Annotated in this window: 16 protein-coding genes and 1 pseudogene; 4 read left to right on the top strand and 13 right to left on the bottom strand. The window is 63.2% G+C overall.

Annotated features, from left to right (window positions below):
- Positions 1–24 precede the first annotated feature (24 nt).
- Positions 25–159: a hypothetical protein gene (locus tag Q7V46_RS01315; protein ID WP_304911695.1), complete on the top strand. Its 135-nt coding sequence runs from the start codon at positions 25–27 to the stop codon at positions 157–159.
- Positions 160–512: 353 nt separating this feature from the next.
- On the opposite strand, the gene Q7V46_RS01310 is transcribed toward Q7V46_RS01315, so the two are convergent.
- Positions 513–899 carry a type II toxin-antitoxin system VapC family toxin gene (locus Q7V46_RS01310; RefSeq protein WP_304911694.1) on the bottom strand — a complete coding sequence of 129 codons (387 nt, stop codon included), beginning with the start codon at positions 897–899 and terminating at the stop codon, positions 513–515.
- A gap of 8 nt (positions 900–907) precedes the next feature.
- Positions 908–1,171, bottom strand: coding sequence for an antitoxin (locus Q7V46_RS01305; RefSeq protein WP_304911693.1), 264 nt, complete (start codon positions 1,169–1,171; stop codon positions 908–910).
- A gap of 440 nt (positions 1,172–1,611) precedes the next feature.
- On the opposite strand from Q7V46_RS01305, the gene Q7V46_RS01300 reads away from it, so the two are divergent.
- The 3 genes from Q7V46_RS01300 to tfpZ all read left to right on the top strand — a co-directional run bounded on the left by Q7V46_RS01300 (position 1,612) and on the right by tfpZ (position 3,879).
- Positions 1,612–2,157, top strand: a complete 546-nt coding sequence (locus Q7V46_RS01300) for a prepilin-type N-terminal cleavage/methylation domain-containing protein (protein ID WP_304911692.1) — start codon at positions 1,612–1,614, stop codon at positions 2,155–2,157.
- Positions 2,158–2,501: 344 nt separating this feature from the next.
- A complete protein-coding gene (locus Q7V46_RS01295; RefSeq protein ID WP_304911691.1) occupies positions 2,502–3,050 on the top strand; it encodes a prepilin-type N-terminal cleavage/methylation domain-containing protein in 549 nt (182 codons plus the stop codon).
- Between the two features lie 58 nt (positions 3,051–3,108).
- Positions 3,109–3,879 (top strand): TfpX/TfpZ family type IV pilin accessory protein, encoded by a 771-nt coding sequence (tfpZ, locus tag Q7V46_RS01290; RefSeq protein ID WP_304911690.1) that lies wholly within the window; start codon positions 3,109–3,111, stop codon positions 3,877–3,879.
- A gap of 173 nt (positions 3,880–4,052) precedes the next feature.
- On the opposite strand, the gene Q7V46_RS01285 is transcribed toward tfpZ, so the two are convergent.
- The 11 genes and pseudogenes from Q7V46_RS01285 to Q7V46_RS01235 form a co-directional block, all read right to left on the bottom strand.
- Positions 4,053–4,181 carry a hypothetical protein gene (locus tag Q7V46_RS01285; RefSeq protein WP_304911689.1) on the bottom strand — a complete coding sequence of 43 codons (129 nt, stop codon included), beginning with the start codon at positions 4,179–4,181 and terminating at the stop codon, positions 4,053–4,055.
- Positions 4,178–4,468, bottom strand: coding sequence for a nucleotidyltransferase family protein (locus tag Q7V46_RS01280; RefSeq protein WP_304911688.1), 291 nt, complete (start codon positions 4,466–4,468; stop codon positions 4,178–4,180). Before Q7V46_RS01280 ends, Q7V46_RS01285 begins: the two co-directional genes overlap by 4 nt.
- 189 nt (positions 4,469–4,657) lie before the next feature.
- Positions 4,658–5,029, bottom strand: a pseudogene (locus Q7V46_RS01275) (sugar transferase); the annotation flags it as partial.
- Positions 5,030–5,230: 201 nt separating this feature from the next.
- Positions 5,231–5,542: a hypothetical protein gene (locus tag Q7V46_RS01270; protein ID WP_304911687.1), complete on the bottom strand. Its 312-nt coding sequence runs from the start codon at positions 5,540–5,542 to the stop codon at positions 5,231–5,233.
- Positions 5,543–5,563: 21 nt separating this feature from the next.
- On the bottom strand, positions 5,564–5,716 hold the full coding sequence (locus tag Q7V46_RS01265) for a hypothetical protein (RefSeq protein WP_304911686.1): 153 nt from the start codon (positions 5,714–5,716) through the stop codon (positions 5,564–5,566).
- A 212-nt stretch (positions 5,717–5,928) separates the two neighbouring features.
- On the bottom strand, positions 5,929–6,228 hold the full coding sequence (locus Q7V46_RS01260) for a HigA family addiction module antitoxin (RefSeq protein ID WP_304911685.1): 300 nt from the start codon (positions 6,226–6,228) through the stop codon (positions 5,929–5,931).
- Between the two features lie 9 nt (positions 6,229–6,237).
- Positions 6,238–6,516, bottom strand: coding sequence for a type II toxin-antitoxin system RelE/ParE family toxin (locus tag Q7V46_RS01255; protein ID WP_304911684.1), 279 nt, complete (start codon positions 6,514–6,516; stop codon positions 6,238–6,240).
- Between the two features lie 71 nt (positions 6,517–6,587).
- On the bottom strand, positions 6,588–8,042 hold the full coding sequence (locus Q7V46_RS01250) for an undecaprenyl-phosphate glucose phosphotransferase (protein WP_304911683.1): 1,455 nt from the start codon (positions 8,040–8,042) through the stop codon (positions 6,588–6,590).
- Between the two features lie 194 nt (positions 8,043–8,236).
- Complete coding sequence (locus Q7V46_RS01245; protein WP_304911682.1) at positions 8,237–9,172, bottom strand: hypothetical protein; 936 nt, start codon at positions 9,170–9,172, stop codon at positions 8,237–8,239.
- Complete coding sequence (locus Q7V46_RS01240; RefSeq protein ID WP_304911681.1) at positions 9,163–15,219, bottom strand: non-ribosomal peptide synthetase; 6,057 nt, start codon at positions 15,217–15,219, stop codon at positions 9,163–9,165. The genes Q7V46_RS01245 and Q7V46_RS01240 overlap by 10 nt, the downstream gene beginning before the upstream one ends.
- 147 nt (positions 15,220–15,366) lie before the next feature.
- Positions 15,367–16,614, bottom strand: coding sequence for a glycosyltransferase (locus tag Q7V46_RS01235; protein ID WP_304911680.1), 1,248 nt, complete (start codon positions 16,612–16,614; stop codon positions 15,367–15,369).
- Between the last annotated feature and the right edge of the window lie 539 nt (positions 16,615–17,153).

The raw sequence follows: 17,153 nt of genomic DNA, 5'->3' as shown, positions 1-17,153 counted from the left end.
ACGCTGCAACGGTGGTGAGGCACCGTGAGTCCTTCTGCCCAGTCTTATCTGGAAGAATGGGAGCGCCTCATGGCGCAAGGACTCGAGGCCACGCTTGCGGTGGCGCTGGACGATTCCGAGCACGGAGCCGCTTTGCGCCAGTCGTCGCCCTTCACTTAGGTGCTGACGAACAAGGAACGCTTTGCCTTCCTTAAAGACTGGAATCAGCGCCAGGAACCCCTATGAGGCGCAGCGAGCTCGAACACCTGATTCGCGCAGCCGCAGCCATCACGGACCAAAACGAAATCATGGTCATCGGCAGCCAGTCCATTCTGGGTTCCGTGCCGGACGCCCCCGCCGAATTGCTCCAGTCCATGGAGGCAGACCTCTATCCGCTTCGCCGCTCTGACCTGGCCGACCTGATCGATGGCGCCATTGGCGAACTCTCGCCTTTTGAGAAGGGTTTTGGGTACTACGCACAACGTGTGGGCTCCGAAACCGCTTTTATTCCAGTAGGCTGTAATCCCGTTTCGTCAACGGCTCCAGTCTTCGGTTTCCAGTGCCGACAGATGGAAAAACGCAGCATCACTGGTCACCAGCGTGGCATTCACCGACCACGCATGAGCGGCGATCATCATGTCCAGCGGCGTCAGGTTGATGCCTTCGCCTTGTGTCTTGGCCCTGAGCATTCCATAGCACCTTGCCACATCGCTGTCCCAAGGCAGAGAGACCACCCGGTTCAGGAACTCATTCACCGTGCTCGCCAGCCGAACGGCTTGCGGCCTGCGCGCCACGCCGAACATCAACTCACCCTCCGTGACGGAGGAAATACACAGCGACGCCATGGGAGCGTCCACGACCCGCTGTGTGACCAGGGGATGCGCACGCACCAGATAGCTGACCGTGCTGGTGTCAAGCATGTAGCGCTTCACTCGGACCACGCTTCGAATGGATCGCGGTTGTGTGTGCCACCCTGATCGCGGTCAGACCCGCTCAGGAAATCGGCTGGTACGCTGGCAGTCTTTCTGACCTGCAAGAAACCGTCCCAAGTGCTGGGTTTGCTGGAGAGAATCACATCGCCTGTTTGCGGATCTCGGCGAATGAAGACCTCTGTCGTGTCGAAACGGTAGGCCAAGGGCAGGCGCACCGCCTGGCTGCGACCTGTCTTGAATATTTTGGCGGTTGAAGTCACGGCAGCACCTCTTGAGAATGATATATATCTCAGTATATATCGCTGCGGCCTGCAACATCAAGAGAGCCAACCACCCCTGCGTAGCGAGCTGTTCTCGCTCCCTTCCTCGCTGGCGGAGGGCTGAAGGTTAGGGCAGCAGCGATTCCAAAGGGGAGCCGAGCCGGTTGCCCCCATTGGCAGAACCACCGCACCTCCTAGAGAGCCCCAAACACCGGACACAACCGCCCATCCCCGACCACCGGTACGACGAAAAACGTCACCCCATCGCCCACGGACAAAATTTGTCACCCACAGCAAACCCCATGCGACACGTTTCGTCACCCGCCCCCGCCGAACCGTGAAATAGGCCGCAAAACACCGGCCATTTCAAGCTGGCACGCTCCCTGCACTAGGCTTACCGTTCCCTACCCCCCATACAACCCCCTCAAGGAGTTTTTTCCATGAAGCGTTCCATGCAAAAAGGTTTCACCCTGATCGAATTGATGATCGTGGTGGCCATCATCGGTATTCTGGCTGCCGTGGCTCTGCCCGCTTACCAAGACTACACCATCCGTGCTCGCGTAACCGAAGGTCTGTCTGTGGCAGCGGATGCCAAGACCCAGATCGGCACGAGCGGCACGACCGCGGCCGAACTCGACGCATTGGCGGTCTCTTGGAACGACCAGGCCGGTGGGGACGGCGCAACCAGCAAGTACGTGAACCGCGTGCAAATCGACCCAGCGTCTGGCGAAATCGTTGTGACTTACAACCGTGACAACGTCGGTAATATTCCGGTAGATGCAACCCTCGTGATGAAGCCTTTCATGTCTCAAGGCGGCGGAGTCTTCGCGGCTTTGGATGTCGTGTTTGCTGACCCTGCCGCCGAGACTGGCCCAATTGATTGGGGTTGCGCGACCGTGGGCCAGTCAGTGGCAACCAACCGTGGTATGACCGGCATCACGGCGGGTACTTTGCCCACCAAGTTCGCACCCAGCGAGTGCCGTTGATGCGAAGCTGAAGAGCCGTAGCGGCTCTTCATGCGTGCACGAAAAAAGGGACGCCTACGGGCGTCCCTTTTTTCGTGTAGATGTCTGTACCACCGTTTGAGTGCGGCATGTATTGTAGCCGAGGATATGTCAGTATTGCGCAGGAGCACCCTGTGGAAATCGCTCGTGTCGGGGGCTAATCTGCAGAAGCTAATTGTCAGTCCTTCTATAAAAAGGGGGATCTTGACAAAAATTGACAGCCATGGCTTTAAGCTGTGACTTAAATCACGCAGGACACCCGCAATAAAATTGGCATGACTTCTGCTGCGTCAAATGCAACGCTGTGATCACATCAAAAGATGCCCATGAAACCCAGAATTGCCCAAGGCTTCACCCTCATCGAGCTGATGATTGTCGTGGCAATTATTGCTATTCTGGCAGCGATTGCGTTGCCTGCGTATCAGGACTACGCGATTCGTGCCCGCGTGATCGAAGGCATGTCCCTCGCCACGGATGCCAAACAAATTGTGTCCACCGCCGCACTGACTCAGGTGGAGCTAGCAGTGACCGCGACCACGTTCAACGAAGGTCAGGGCGGTGCAGGCCGAACAAGCAAGTACATCGAGAGGATTCAGATCGACGATACATCGGGAGAGATCCTTGTGGTCTTTGATCGCGATAACGTAGGAACCATTCCCAATGACGCTGCCCTGATTTTAAAGCCTTTTCTTTCGGCAGACGGGGGCTATGTACCGCTGGATGTCGCACTTGCAAACACGTACACGGGCGAGACCGGACCGGTGGACTGGGCCTGTGCGTCATCCGCCAATCTGCTCGCAGTTTCCCGGGGCATGTCGGTCGACGTACCGTCTAATCCGCTCCCCTCGCGGTTCGCGCCTGGCGAGTGCCGATAGCACTTAGCCTGGCGCTGTGAAAGAGCTGTTCCTTTTGAAATTGCATCTCTGCTTGTGAATGCTAAAGACAGTAGACTGGAAATCAAGGAGCAAGGCAGCAGGCATACATTTGGCCTTCACCGGATCGGTGGCGCTGGTGTGCTCCCTGCTCGTTTTCTTTCTTTGGTACCCATTTCCCTACCGGGAACTCTCCGGAGGGCAAGCCCTGTTCGGACTCATTGTTGCGGTGGATGTCGTGCTCGGCCCTATCCTTACATGGGTGGTGTTTGACAAGCGAAAGCCTCGCCCCGAATTGATCCGCGACCTCTGCGTGATCGTTATGATGCAGGTGCTCGCATTGGGATATGGCATTTGGTCGGTCTATCAAGCACGGCCGGTATATCTCGTGCACGCGGTAGATCGTTTCGTGGTTGTGAGTGCAGCCGATGTCGACCCTGCCGATTTGCCACTGGCTGAGTCAGGCTATCGAAATCTGCCATTTTCCGGTGTCGCACTGGTCGGTCTGCGCCCATCCCGCGACGGTAGCGAACGAATGAAATCGTTTGAACTGGCTCTTGCTGGAAAAGATTTGCCAGTACGCCCGGAGTACTGGCAACCTTTGAATTCGGACAATCAAGAGATAATCAGACAAAGAGCTCAACCAATTCGAATTCTTATGGGTCGAACGCCTGAAAATCGAGCACTACTTGAAAGGTGGTTGGAAAAAAATAAAGTCTCCGAAGATCAAGTCTTGACCTTGCCAGTTGAGTCAAGGTCAATCTTCTGGACTGCCCTTCTCGATGCGAATACGCTGGACATCATCGGTTATGTCCCCCTGGATCCATTGTAATGCAAGGTATGGACGTGATTCTATCCATTCGATATTGAGGCGATGGAACGATTTGATCTTGTGGGGATGGAGATTTACGAGGATTGGGGAACTCAACTGAGTTCCTCCATTCAATTCTTATTTCCCAACCCTGTCACATAAATTGTCGACCGACAGATAATGTAGCGTAGGGCTTACACGCTTCGCAAGGTGGTGTCGTACAACACCTGATCCTGTGTCAGGTCGCCTCGGGCCTGTATTTGCCGAATGCGCGCGATGGCATCCAGGATGTGCAGCGCATAGGGTTGCCAGGGTATGCTCATAGATCCACCACCTCGCTCAAGACCTGTGCGCGTATGTGCCGGTTCAGCTCGTGTTCAGGCACCAGTTCCACCGGTCGCTGCAACAGCTGCGCCAGTTGGTGTGTCAGCGGCATGTGCTGGGCAAAAAGGTCGTAGCCGCGCGGGAAATCCACCAGAAAGTCCACATCGCTGTCGGCACGCTCCTCACGACGTGCCATCGAGCCGAAGACGCGGATATGGCGGGCCCCGTAGCGCGTGCCAAGGCTCTGTATGACGTCGCGTTGAGCATGCAATTCGTCGAGCAGCATCTTTGTCAATCTGGATTTTTTGACCAATGCACAGAGTGTTCCGCCTTCAGCGCGATTCAGGCACCCATACTTTCCATGCGGGTTGCGTGACGCTACACAGGGGGAGGATGGGTTCGCGCTTCCAACGAAAGCGGGAATGGGTTCTGTGCCGTTGTGCTTTCGATCGCGCCCGTGAGCGCCCCAACCCCCTCAATACGCATTCCGCCCGGTCAGCGCCCCCAGCGTGCGCAGCAGAATCGTGAAGTCCAGCCACAGCGACCAGTTGTTGATGTACTCGATGTCGGCCTCCACGCGTTGCTGCATCTGTTCGATGTGGGTGGTCTCGCCCCGGAAGCCACGCACCTGTGCCAGGCCGGTGATGCCGGGCTTGATGTTGTGGCGCGCGAAGTAGCTGTCGATGCGCTGTGAGTATTCGGCGTCGTGCTGCACGGCTTGCGGGCGTGGCCCTGACCTGCCCCCCACCAGCGACATGCTGCCCCCGAGCACGTTGATCAGCTGGGGCAGCTCGTCCAGACTGGTCTTGCGCAGAAAGGCGCCCACGCGGGTCACGCGTGGGTCGCCTGCTTCACTTCGCCGGCAATTGAGTCACCGTCTTATGTGCAGTCAGGATGGCGCACGACCATGCAGACAGTCGAAACGCCAAGGCTCACGGCACTGGATGTCCGAGTGAACCCAACGGGGTTTTCATCTCCTTCGGCGCCTGAAAACAGGTTGAAAACTTTTCCACCGTTGAGCGCTTCAGGAACGGAAAACCCGCCTCAATCAGTTCCTTCGGGTGGAACAGACAGAGATCGGGTTTTTTGAGACTGTTGCCGTACCAAAACGCCCCGATACTGAAATGCGGAGCGGCCACGCGAGACAAGGCGTTTCCTGCTGCAGCATGGCCGGCATGGTGGCGTTGTACGACCAAGCGGTGGACATTACCGGTGCCAGCGCCTCCAGCAGTGCTTCATCAATGGACTTCACCACGAACGCATGGGACTGCAGGTGGTTCTCTTCGAGTAAGTTACCGGTAAAACCGGTAAAACCGGTAAAACCGGTGAAACCGGTGAAACGCCAGGGGGCGGCGTCCATGAACGAGACCAGCAGTGTGAATCAACCGAACACGGGGTCGTTCTTCACCCACACGTCGGCACCGGGCGAAAGCCGGGCCAGTTCCGACAGGGCTACAGCGCAGGCGGAAAAGTCCGAACCGGTTTCCGTCTTCCAGTACAGCGCGTGGCACATCGGCTTGAGCGCTTCGAGCACTGGGTGATTCCCCGGACAGGCGAGAAGCGTGGTTCACGTTGCCCGTGATTGCCAGGGAAGATTGTGGCTTCCAATGGGTACCTTCGCCTTCACCTTCACCAACCTGCATCAACGCTTGTTCCAGCGTTCATATCCATCACACTGCCGGTCGAGCTCAGGATTTCAGCGCTCGTTTTCGCCGCGGATCACAGCTTCGTCGGGCACTGCCCCCTTCAGACGTGCTGAAACACCCGAATGCGCGGTGCGATCTTGGTCTGAAATTCGCGGGCGGTGGTGCGCATGTCGTACTCTGATTGGAGGTTGATCCAGAAACGGGGCTCCATACCGAAGTAGAGACCCAGGCGCAGTGCCGTGTCAGCCGTGATGGGGCGCTGGCCATGCACGACCTCACTGATGCGGCTCGGTGACACGTCGATATCGGCAGACAGCTTGCGCGCGCTGATGCCCATGGGTTTCATGAAGTCTTCCAGCAAGATTTCGCCGGGGTGAATTTCCTCTAGCAATTTCGCCATGTTCTGCTCCTAGTGGTAGTCCACAATTTCAACCTGGTACGCCCCGTCTTCGCGCCAGACAAAGCACAACCGCCACTGTTCGTTGATGCGCACACTGTGTTGGCCTTTACGGTCATGCTTCAGCGCTTCGAGCTGGTTGCCGGGAGGAACCCGCAAGCTGGCCAGTTCGGTCGAGGCATGTAACTGCAGCAACTTTCGCCGTGCTACCCGTTCGATGTTCTTGAACCTCGGCACCAGGCGGCTGTGGAAAAGCGCCTCGGTGTCGGTACAAACAAAAGAGCGGATCATGATTCATGATATTCCGTTATACGGAACCTGTAAAGCAGATCGCGCTATTTCCTTGCAGATCCACCTAAATCTCAATACGCATTCCGCCCGGTCAACGCCCCCAGCGTGCGCAGCAGAATCGTGAAGTCCAGCCACAGCGACCAGTTGTTGATGTACTCGATGTCGGCCTCCACGCGTTGCTGCATCTGTTCGATGTGGGTGGTTTCGCCCCGGAAGCCACGCACCTGTGCCAGGCCGGTGATGCCGGGCTTGATGTTGTGGCGCGCGAAGTAGCTGTCGATGCGCTGTGAGTATTCGGCGTCGTGCTGCACGGCGTGCGGGCGCGGGCCCACCAGCGACATGCTGCCCCCGAGCACGTTGATCAGCTGGGGCAGCTCGTCCAGGCTGGTCTTGCGCAGGAAGGCGCCCACGCGGGTCACGCGCGGGTCGTTGCGGGTGGCCTGCTTCACCTCGCCGGCGTCGGGCTGGTGCACGTGCATGCTGCGGAACTTCCAGATCCGGAAGGTCTTGCCGCTCCAGCCGTTGCGCGCCTGCTTGAAGAACACCGGCCCCGGGCTGTCGAGCTTGATGGCGATCGCAATGATCAGCAGCAGCGGCGACACCGCCAGCAAGATCAGGGCCGAGAGCACGAAATCTTCCACCGCCTTGAGCAGCAGGCGCGTGCCGGTGAGTGGCGTTTCCGACAGGGTGAGCACCGGCAGGCCGGCGATCTCGCGCACGCTGTGGTTGACCAGCAGCATGGAGAAAATGTCGGGCACCCAGTGCACGGCCACGTGCTTGTCGAGCAGCCGGAAATACATGTCCTCGATCAGGGCCGACTGGCTCAGCGGAATGGCGAAGTACACGGTGCGCACTTCAAACTGGTCGATCACCGCCATCATTTCGTCGAACTGCCCGACCACCTGGGCGTCTTTCAGCGAAGCGAAGTCCGACGAATCGTAGAGCTTGGACGGCACGTTCTCCATGTCCACGTCGCCGCCTTCGGGCAGCGCCAGGCAGCCAATCACATGCTGGCCCAGCCAGGGGTTGGTGGACACCTTGTTCTGCAGGTACTTGGCGAGGCGGCCGGTGCCCACGATCAGCACGTTCTCGGGCGCAACGGCGTGGTGCATCAGGCGCATCTGCGCACTGCGGAACGCAAACTGCAGCAGCAGCTGCAACACGTAGCCCGCCACGTAGAGCTGCCCCAGCAACAGGCGCGAGAAAAACTCGGTCTGCTTGACCGCAAAGCCCACCGCCAGCAGGAAGGCGAACACCAGCGTCCAGGCCTTGAACAGCGTGAGCGCCTTGCGGGCAAAGCCGCTGTTGCTGCGGTAGAGACCGAACTGGTCGTAGGCCACACCCATGCTGATCAGCAACAGCAGCAGCAGCACGGTGTATTCCGCCGTGAGTCCGCCGATGTGGTGCAGCACGAGGAAGTAACCCAGGCCCATCACGGCGAGCCCGTCCAGCACGGTCTGTACCGCCGTGGAGATGCTGCTGCGCCGCTTCAGGATGGATTTGGGGGGCTGGTGAGAAAGCGCCATGGATCAGTATAGGGTGGGGTGGCTGGCCGAATGTGCGGTCGCCAGGGCCGCCCGGGTGGATGGCCCCATGCCGCTGCAAACGCACGCATGGTGGGGGATTTCCGCCTGGCCGATGCCTTTAAAGGGATCCGTGGCATCGGGTGTCAGACAGGTGGTGCCGCCTGATGGGCCCGTGCGGGGGCGAACCCGTGTGCTCACGGCGGTGCCACGCCGGTCTTGGGGTAGCCTGTCACCACTTCCCAGACCACGGCCTGCATCATGTGTGCCACTTCATCGCTGGGGGCGTCTGCCGGGCTGCCGTCGGCCCGCAGCAGCCGGTGCGGCAGGCCCACCGGACTGCGGTGGTAAAGCACGGCGAAGTGGGTCAGGGCCACCAGGTAGCTGCCCAGGTCGCTCAGGTGGATGTTGTCCTGCGTGCCGTCGGGGTTCAGGGCAAAGAGGCCTTCACGCGATGCCAGACCGGGCAACCCCCCGCCCTGCTCCAGGCGCCGGACGAAACGCGCCATGACCTGTCCGGCCGGAATCACGTGGACCGGCCCGGTGTCGCCGTGGGCCAGGGCCTTGGCCAGCAGCTCGCCCTCCCAGTGGCGCGGCAGGTCGTCGTCCAGCCGCTGGAGCCAGCCCTGGGGATCGTCCAGCGGGTGCCAGGTTTCGTACAGGTACACGCGGGTGGCGGGGTTGCTTTCGCGCGCCAGGCGCGCCCACCGCCGCAGGTAGGCCGGGCTGTCAAAGTATTTGATCGCGTCCTTGATCTCGACCATCTCGGTCAGGACCAGCGCATCCAGCTGACCGCTCTTGACCGCCGCCGTGGCGTCCTGGTAGCGCGGGTGGGCGTTTTCCTGCTCAAAGCCGTTGATGGGCACATCGGGTTCCCAGTGCGACTTGAGCGTGGCACCCCAACCCAGCTGGGAACGGTGGTCGTGGCCCGCGCCGGCCAGCTGTTCCAGCATGGCTGGCATGTCGCGGCCCACCAGGCTGTGCCCGATGTGGAACACCCGCAGGGGCTTGTCCGGCGGGGCCAGGGGTTGCGCGTACAGGGCGGAGAGCGCCACAGGGTCCAGCGATTTTTGCCATCCACAGGCACTCAGCAGCAAGGCCAGGGCACAGGTCAGTGAATTCCTCAGGTACATGGGGCAGAGGTGACGGATTCAGATGAAAGTTCCATCCCGGCGTTCACAGCAGACACCGCAGAATGGCCCACTGGCACGGCTGCCAGGTGGGTCCGCACCTGACGGGCCAGCGTGTCCACATTGGGTGGTTCCAGAATGCTCATGTGATTGCCAGGCACGCGTTCCACGGTCAATTCTGGCACCAGTGAGCGCCAGCCGTAGGCCGGTGCGGTGGAAGCGTCGTTGCCAGCCTGCAGGAACAGCACGGGCAGATCGCTGGGCACGGCCTCGTAGGCGCGTATGGCCTGCGCGTAGGCCTGGATGCGCCGGCTGCCCGGCGCGTGCCGTTGCTGGGTCTGACGTCGGTAGACGCGGTAGACGTGCAGCAGGTGCCCCAGGCCTTCGCGCCGGATCAGCCGCAGGCGCCTGATCACGCCCGCCAGCAGGTATTTGAAGCCGTGCCCGGGCAGCATGGAGTCGAGCAGCACGATCAGGCCGATCTCTTCACCGGCTCGATGCAGACGCTGTGCCACCTCATAGGCCAGTGCCCCGCCGATCGAGAAGCCCCCCAGAAAGTAGGGCCCGTGCGGCTGGATGCCCTGGATCAGCGCGAGGTATTCCCCGGCCAGCGTCTCGACCGAAACCGCCGGAAGCGCCGCCTGCGCCGGCCAGTGCAGCAAGTCGATTTCGGTCTGAGAAAACACGCCGTACACCGGCATCTGCGGATCCAGCTTCTGTGCGAGGTGGCGGTACATCTCCGCCCCCGCCAGCAGGAACAGGCCCGGGCCGCTGCCCTGCGGCTGCAGCACCGCCACCGGCAGGTCCGGTGCACCTTCCGGGCGGGTCTGTGTGAGGGCGCAGGCCAGGTCGGCCACCGTCGGGTGCTCGAACAGCAGGCCCAGCGCACATGGTCGATCCAGCGCCGTCTCGATGCGGCTGACCACAGCCACGGCCAGGATCGAATGGCCCCCGAGATCGAAGAAGTTGTCGTGAATGCCGAAGCCTTCGGCGTGCAGGGCTTCCTGCCAGACCGCCCAGATGGCCTGCTCGGTGGTGTTGCGCGGCGCCACCGGTGCGGCGCCTGTGCCGGCATGGCTGTGGTCGGGGGCGGGCAGCGCCCGGCGGTTGGTCTTGCCGTTGGGCAGCACCGGAATGCTGTCGAGCGGCACCACCACAGCGGGGACCATGTGGTCCGGCAGCCATTGGCGAAGATGCTGTCGCAAGGCCTCGCGCGCGGGCATGGGGCCTTCGGGCACCACATAGGCCACCAGCCTGGCCTGGCCGGGCTGGTCTTCGCGCAGGATCACCACGGCGCGCGCGACGCCCGGATGGCTCAGCAGGCGGGCTTCAATCTCGCCGAGTTCGATACGGAAGCCGCGCAGCTTGATCTGGTCGTCCAGCCGCCCGCCGTGTTCCAGCGAGCCATCGTGTCGCCAGCGCCCACGGTCACCGGTGCGGTAGATGCGCCGGTTCTCCCGCTCCGCGGCTTCGGGTTGCTCGATGAAGCGCTCGGCGGTGAGGTCCGGGCGTTTGTAATAGCCGAGTGCCACCCCGGTACCGCCGATGTGAATTTCCCCAGGCACGCCAATGGGGCTGGGCTGGTGGTGTTCGTCAAGCACCTGGACCGACGTGTTGGCGATCGGCTGCCCCAGCGAGATGTGCTGCACGGCGTCGGCCTGTACCCGCCAACAGCTCGACCACACCGTGGTTTCGGTGGGGCCGTACATGTTCCAGACCTCGCCGCAGCAGGCCAGCAACTGCGTGGCCAGACTGGGCGTGAGCGGTTCGCCGCCCACCAGCGCCTTCAAGCCGGCGTTTCCAGGCCAGCCGGAATCGATCAGCAGGTGCCAGCGCGACGGCGTGGCCTGCAGCACCGTGATGTGCTCCCGGGCGATCACCTCGGCCAGTGCCGTGCCGTCGGTGGCCTGGGCTTCGCTGGCAACGACCACCGTGGCGCCCACACCCAGCGGCAGGAGCAGCTCGAGCACGGCGATGTCGAAGCTGGGCGTGGTGACGGCCAGCAGCCGGTCCCGGGGTGAGAGACCCGGCTCGTTCGCCATGCTGCACAGGAAGTTGACCACGGCCCGGTGGGGCACGGCGACCCCTTTGGGCTTACCGGTGGAGCCGGAGGTGTAGATCAGGTAGGCCGCATCTTCCGGCCCGGCGTCGAGATCGGGGTTCGCTTCCAGGGGATCGGTGGCGGCCGCCAAGATCCGTGCATGGTCCACGTCCAGCAGCAGGTTCGACTGGTGCCCGCGCGCCAGCGTCTGCGCCATGGGCCGGAGCGTGACCAGCATCGCCAGGTCGGCATCGTCGATCTGGTGGTTCAGCCGCTCCACCGGATAGGCGGGGTCCAGCGGGACATAGGCCGCACCGGTCTTGAGGACGGCCAGCAGGGCGATGACCAGGTCGTGGCTGCGCGGCAGGCACAGACCGACGCGGGCACCGCGCGCAATGCCCTGATCGCGCAGCACCCTGGCCAGCCGGTTCGACGCCTCGTCCAGTGCCTGGTGGGTCAGGTGCGTGTCGCCGAAGATGAGCGCGGTCTGCTGCGGGAACCGCCGCGCGCCGCGCGCCACCCAGTCGACCACCGAGTGGGCCGCCGGCGCTTGGGCGGGCCCCAGCGACCAGTTGTGCAGGCAGGCGCGCTCGGCGTCACCCAGCAGCGGGATCGTGGCCACGCGCACCCCGGGGGCGTCGATCGCGGCGAGCAGGATGCGTTGCAGGTGCTCGCCCATGCGTTGCACGGTCTCGCGTGTGAACAGATCGGTGGCGTACTCGATCACCAGGGCCTGGTCGTAGAGCAGGTCGGCGACCACCGTCAGGTCGAACTGGGCCGATGCCCGGTCGAAATCCAGACGGGACCAGGTCAGTCCGTCGAAGGTGCTGTCGCGGGCCTGTGAGTTCACCATGTTGAACATCACATTGAACAGCGGTTGCCGGCTGGCGTCGGGTTGGCCCGCCAGTTCGCGCACCAGCACCTCGAAGGGCATGTCCTGGTGGGCGAAGGCCTCCAGCGACACGTCGCGCACCCGTGCCAGCACGGTGCGGTAGTCCGGATCGCCAGCCAGGTCGGTGCGGAACACCAGGGTGTTCACGAAGGTGCCGATCAGGCTTTCGGAGGCCAGGTGGTGGCGGTTGGCAATCGGCACGCCGATGGCGATGTCGGTCTTGCCGGTGTGCCGGTGCAGCATCACATTGAGTGCGGCCATCAGCACCATCGACAGGCTGGCACCATGGGCCGCACCCAGGCGCCGCAGGGCGGCGATGTCGTCCACAGGCAGAGGGAAACGAATCGAGGCACCCCTGAAGCTCTGCTGCCGGGGGCGCGGAAAGTCTTCGTTCAGTGGCAGCGGTTCCAGGCCTTCCAGGCGACGCGTCCAGTAAGCGAGCTCCCGGTCGCGCCGCGCACCTTCAAACCACTGGCGGTGCCAGGCGGCGTAGTCGGCGTACTGGATCGTCAGTCGGGGCAGAGACGCTTCACCCCCGGTGCGCGCCGCGCTGTAGTGCACCGCCAGTTCCCGGCCCATCTCGGCGAACGACCACTGGTCGCTGACGATGTGGTGCATCACGATCAGCAGCACCGCGTCCTGGTCACCCAGGTGCACCACCTGCGCGCGAAACAGCGGGCACTGGTCCAGCCGGAAAGGCTCGCTGGTGGCCTGGGTCAGGTGGCGGTGCAGCGCCTCTTCGGTGGTGCGCAGACCGGCGGTGTTCAGGTGCACGGCTTCGAGTACGGGTGGCGGGCTCTCCACCACCTCGCCCACCACACCTTCGCGGGTCTTGATGAAGCGGGTGCGCAGCACTTCGTGCCGGTCCACCACCCGCGCCAGGGCGGTCTGCAGGGCGGTCACGTCGAGCGGACCGTGCAGGCGCAGGGCCAGCGGGATGTTGTAGGCGGTGCTCGTGGGGGCGAGCTCGTGCATGAACCACATGCGCTCCTGGGAGAACGACAGCGGAACCTGGCTGCCCGGCGCGCGGGCGCGGTCCGGGGCGGGCGGCACCCGCTCGAACAGGGTCAGGGTGGCGGGGTCGTCCGACAGGTTCGCCCGTGCCCGGGCAACCTGGTGCGCGAGACCTTGCACCGTGGGGGCCTCGAACAGGGCGCTGACCGGCAGTTCGACCCCCAGCCTTGCGTGCAGGCGCGACACCAGCTGGGTGGCCAGCAGCGAGTCGCCGCCGAGGTCAAAGAAGTTCGCCTCGGGTTCGATCGTCGTCTGGCCCAGGATCTCGGCCCACAACGCGGTCAGCGTTTCCAGCAGCAGGGGGTCTGACGCCAGGGCCGGGGATGCGGCGAGGTCTGAGGGCACCTGAGCCGCCAGTCGCATGGGCTCCAGCGCGCCCTGCAGGTACAGGTGGCGGGCGGCGCCGCGCTGCGGCTTGCCGCTGGAGGTGCGCGGCAAGGCGCCGGTCTGCAGGGGCAACACATCGTGAAGGTCCAGCTCGTGCTCGAGCCCGACCTGTCGCCGCACCTCGTCGATCGCCACACGGATCTCTGCCGGTGTCTGTCTGCGGTGGCATTCCATCAGCACCACCACCACCTGACGTGCGCCCTTTTCGACCGCCACCGCGATCACGCCGCCTGGCCGCACGGCGGGATGGGCCGTCTGTGTCGTCAGTTCGATATCCTGGGGGTAGATGTTGCGGCCATGGACCACGATCAGGTCCTTGTCCCTGCCTGTGATGAACAGCTCGCCCTCAGAAAGAAAACCCAGATCTCCGGTCCGGAGGTAGGTTGAGCGGCCAGGCTCATCGCCCGCGAGAGATGCGCGGAAGATCGCTTCGCTGGTCGCTGGCTGGCCCCAGTAGCCCCGCCCCACGCTCGGTCCTGCCACCCAGATTTCCCCGATCCGGTCCGGGTTGCAGGGCAGGCGGGTCAGGGGGTCCACGATGCGCACTTCAAACCCGGGCAGGGGCTTGCCGCAGCTCACCAGGGCGCGCGAACCCGTGGCCGTGGCCTGCGCTTCAAGCACCGCTTTGTGCTCCAGCGCCCTCGCGTCCAGCGCCAGGCAGCGTGGCGCCGTGCGCAGGTTTCGCATCGTGACGCCCAGCACCGCTTCCGCCAGGCCGTACGAAGGTGCGAAGAGGGTGTTGTCGAAGCCGTGCGGCGCAAAGGCTTCGGCAAAAGCATGCAGCGTGGTGTCACGCACCGGCTCCGCGCCGCTGGAAGCCAGCTCCCAGCCACTGAGCCGGGCGGACCAGTTCGGTTGTCGCGCCAGGGCCTGCACGCAGGCGGCGTAGGCGAAGTCCGGACCGCCGCTGTGGGTGATCTGGTGTTGGTCGATGGCTTCGAGCCACTTCAACGGATTGAGTGTGAAAGCGCTGGTGGGCATCAGGAACGAGGCGGCCCGGGTGTACACCGGCTGCACCAGACCGTGCACCAGGCCATAGTCGTGGAACCAGGGCAGCCAGATCAGGGCACGCGACCGGTCGGGATCGATCTTCTCTGCTGTGCCGAGGGCCTTGCACTGGGCCAGGATGTTGGCGTGGGTGATTTCAACGCCACGGGGCTCGCTGGTGGATCCCGATGTGTACTGCAGGTAGGCAAGGTCGCTGGGTGTCGCCTCTGCCCGGCTGGCGGCGGGCGCACTGGCGGGCCCGTCGGCCAGCAGCTCCGGCAGCGACAGCCAGGTGAGTTCGGGCGAGTGGACCCTGGCGGCCCTGGCATGCTCGTCGGAAGCCATGGCGAGCGTGATGCCTGCGTCGGCAGCGATGCCCGGCAACCGGGCATTCCTGGCTTTTGCGCGCGGTGGTTTGGGCGCTGGCGCAGGCACAGGCACCACGCCTGCTGCGATACAGCCCCAGAACAGGCACACGGCGTCCGGGCCGTTGTCGAAGGCCAGCAACACCCGGTCGCCTGGCGCCACCAGCGGTGCCAGGCGCAAGGCGATGGTGTGGGCCATGTCGGCCAGTTCCGAGAACGTCAGTTGCCCGGTCACGGCCAGCTGGTCGTCCAGAAAAGCGAACGCCAGGCGCTCGCCGGCCTGCGCTGCGCCAGCCCGCAGCAGGCCACGCAGCGTGGACGGTTCAGGCTCTTCCGGACCGCCTGTTACCGCTTCCTCACTCATGTCGAGCTCCCCAGATGAACGGTCATTCTTGTTTGATGGATCGGAACGCATGCCAGTGGCAGCGATGGGCGGTAACGGTCCAGGCGAACACCGGACGTGGGTTTTTCCCGCCCGCCCCCTGCGGGGTGCCCGCCGGGAAGCTGGGTATCAGAGGTGGGCACGTATCACTTCGCTGCGGTGTTTGAAGACCGCCACATCGTTGAAGGGACTGCCATCCCGGGCGGCCCGATCGATGAGGTCTGCCAGGCGCTGGCGATCGCCCGCGAGGCTGACCAGGACGGCCGTGAGCGCTTTCACATCGTCTTTGGGCGACAGCCAGCCGCCGCCGTTCGCAGCGATCAGGTCTCTGGGAAAAGGGCTGTCGTAGCCGACGAGCGGCGTCCCCGAAACCAGCGCCTCGATCAGGTTGCGGGGCGACTCCGGCGTCTTGTGGCAGAACACGAACACCTGCGCCTCCCGCAGCGCGGTCAGGATCGCCGCACGGTCTCTCACGAAGCCGGGCAGCGCGACCTGCGCCCCCAGCCCCAGGCTGTCGCTCTGGTCCTTCATGGCTTGCAGGCGTTCGCCGGCACCCAGCCATGTCGCGTGGAAGTCGATCCCGGCCGCCTTCAGGTTCGCCATCACAGCCATCCAGTCGTCGGTGCCCTTCATCGGGTCGGCGCGACCCAGATAGCAGATTTTCAAGGGGCCCTGCAAGACCGTTTCCTGCTTCTTTTTCAGCTCGTCAGCAGGGATGCGATCCTCCTCCCGAAGGTGGATGTCGTGCACGATTTCCGCCGCCTTGGCATAGGGCGCGTACGCGGCGTGCGTCTCTGCACCGTGAAAGAGGCCCACGGTGGCGCGACGAATGACGGCCCGCTCCAGCATGGCCATGGGCCGGTGGAAGAGCCTTGCCCTCACACGCGCTTTCAGTGTTGGAGCGGACGTTGCCTCGTGCCGGGCCACGTCGGACTCCACCCGATCGGTCCAGACCGCAAAGCGCCGGCCCTTGCGGTGGGCCTCCAGTGCCGCCACCGCGCCCCAGTCACCAAATAGGCCACCGATGGCAAAGGTCAGGTACTGTGCGCGATCGATCAGCTGAGCGATCTGCCGCCGCACCTTCCCGTAGTGGAGCAGAAACTGGTCGGGGCGGTAGGCGGTGGGCAGAGCCACGAACTCCACCCGGTCCAGATCGATGCCGGACGATTCCACCGGAATCCAGCTGGGCGGCGCTGCGCCGTGCTGCAGCGGGTGCATCACGATGACGTGGTCAAAATTTTCTGCCCACCGGCGAAGGCCGTTGCAGGCCTGGTCTTCCAGCAGGTAACCCTGCCCGCTGGAATAAAGGGGAACGGGCGCGTAAAGCAGCAGGGTGTTGCCCGGGGTCGCCATGACGATGGGTTGCGTGCTTGTCACACAGGTGTTCCGATAAGCCAGGTCAACACCAGAGCGTGGGTGGTCATGAATTGACCTCCGTGTTGGCATGTGGGCATGGGTACTTGGGTCGAATGAATCTGAGGCACGCCAGCATTTGGCCAGCATGGGCTCTGCCGTTGCTGCGCGACGGGCACATCGCGGAAGCCCAACAGACACCCGGCGCTCCGCCGTTGGCATACAAAAGGCTTCCTGTGCACAGAATAAACGGCTTGACCACCGGTCATGTTCGGTCTGACGCAAGGAAACAACGAACCGGCTGTCGTCAATCACATACCATTCTCCTGGGCACCGATGCAGCGGGTGCCTGGCGTGAGGTTTGTCGCGCTGCCGATGGCTACGCCACTGACCGCCGCTCCCCGTCTTCAGCCACGAGCCAGGCGCCCTCACGCGTGTCATCATTTGTATGTGATTGAATGGATTGCTTACTGGTTGTTACCTGGGCTACAGTCTGAACGATCACGCTGCGGCAGACCTGAATGATCGCCAAAATCGGGCCGCAGGGTGGTGCTGAACCGGTT

It is taken from the genome of Hydrogenophaga sp., from assembly GCF_030651625.1.
In the GTDB taxonomy this organism is placed as follows: Bacteria; Pseudomonadota; Gammaproteobacteria; order Burkholderiales; family Burkholderiaceae_C; genus Hydrogenophaga.
Note: the sequence above shows the minus strand (reverse complement) of the source record. Positions and strands in the feature narration are given on the sequence as shown.

Bases quoted from the DNA above. Each gene is read 5' to 3' on its own strand.
- Q7V46_RS01310 (WP_304911694.1), bottom strand. From the start codon at position 899: ATGCTTGACACCAGCACGGTCAGCTATCTGGTGCGTGCGCATCCCCTG.
- Q7V46_RS01300 (WP_304911692.1), top strand. From the start codon at position 1,612: ATGAAGCGTTCCATGCAAAAAGGTTTCACCCTGATCGAATTGATGATC.
- Q7V46_RS01295 (WP_304911691.1), top strand. From the start codon at position 2,502: ATGAAACCCAGAATTGCCCAAGGCTTCACCCTCATCGAGCTGATGATT.
- tfpZ (WP_304911690.1), top strand. From the start codon at position 3,109: ATGCTAAAGACAGTAGACTGGAAATCAAGGAGCAAGGCAGCAGGCATA.
- Q7V46_RS01285 (WP_304911689.1), bottom strand. From the start codon at position 4,181: ATGAGCATACCCTGGCAACCCTATGCGCTGCACATCCTGGATGCCATC.
- Q7V46_RS01280 (WP_304911688.1), bottom strand. From the start codon at position 4,468: ATGCTGCTCGACGAATTGCATGCTCAACGCGACGTCATACAGAGCCTT.
- Q7V46_RS01270 (WP_304911687.1), bottom strand. From the start codon at position 5,542: ATGGACGCCGCCCCCTGGCGTTTCACCGGTTTCACCGGTTTTACCGGT.
- Q7V46_RS01260 (WP_304911685.1), bottom strand. From the start codon at position 6,228: ATGGCGAAATTGCTAGAGGAAATTCACCCCGGCGAAATCTTGCTGGAA.
- Q7V46_RS01255 (WP_304911684.1), bottom strand. From the start codon at position 6,516: ATGATCCGCTCTTTTGTTTGTACCGACACCGAGGCGCTTTTCCACAGC.
- Q7V46_RS01250 (WP_304911683.1), bottom strand. From the start codon at position 8,042: ATGGCGCTTTCTCACCAGCCCCCCAAATCCATCCTGAAGCGGCGCAGC.
- Q7V46_RS01245 (WP_304911682.1), bottom strand. From the start codon at position 9,172: ATGTACCTGAGGAATTCACTGACCTGTGCCCTGGCCTTGCTGCTGAGT.
- Q7V46_RS01240 (WP_304911681.1), bottom strand. From the start codon at position 15,219: ATGAGTGAGGAAGCGGTAACAGGCGGTCCGGAAGAGCCTGAACCGTCC.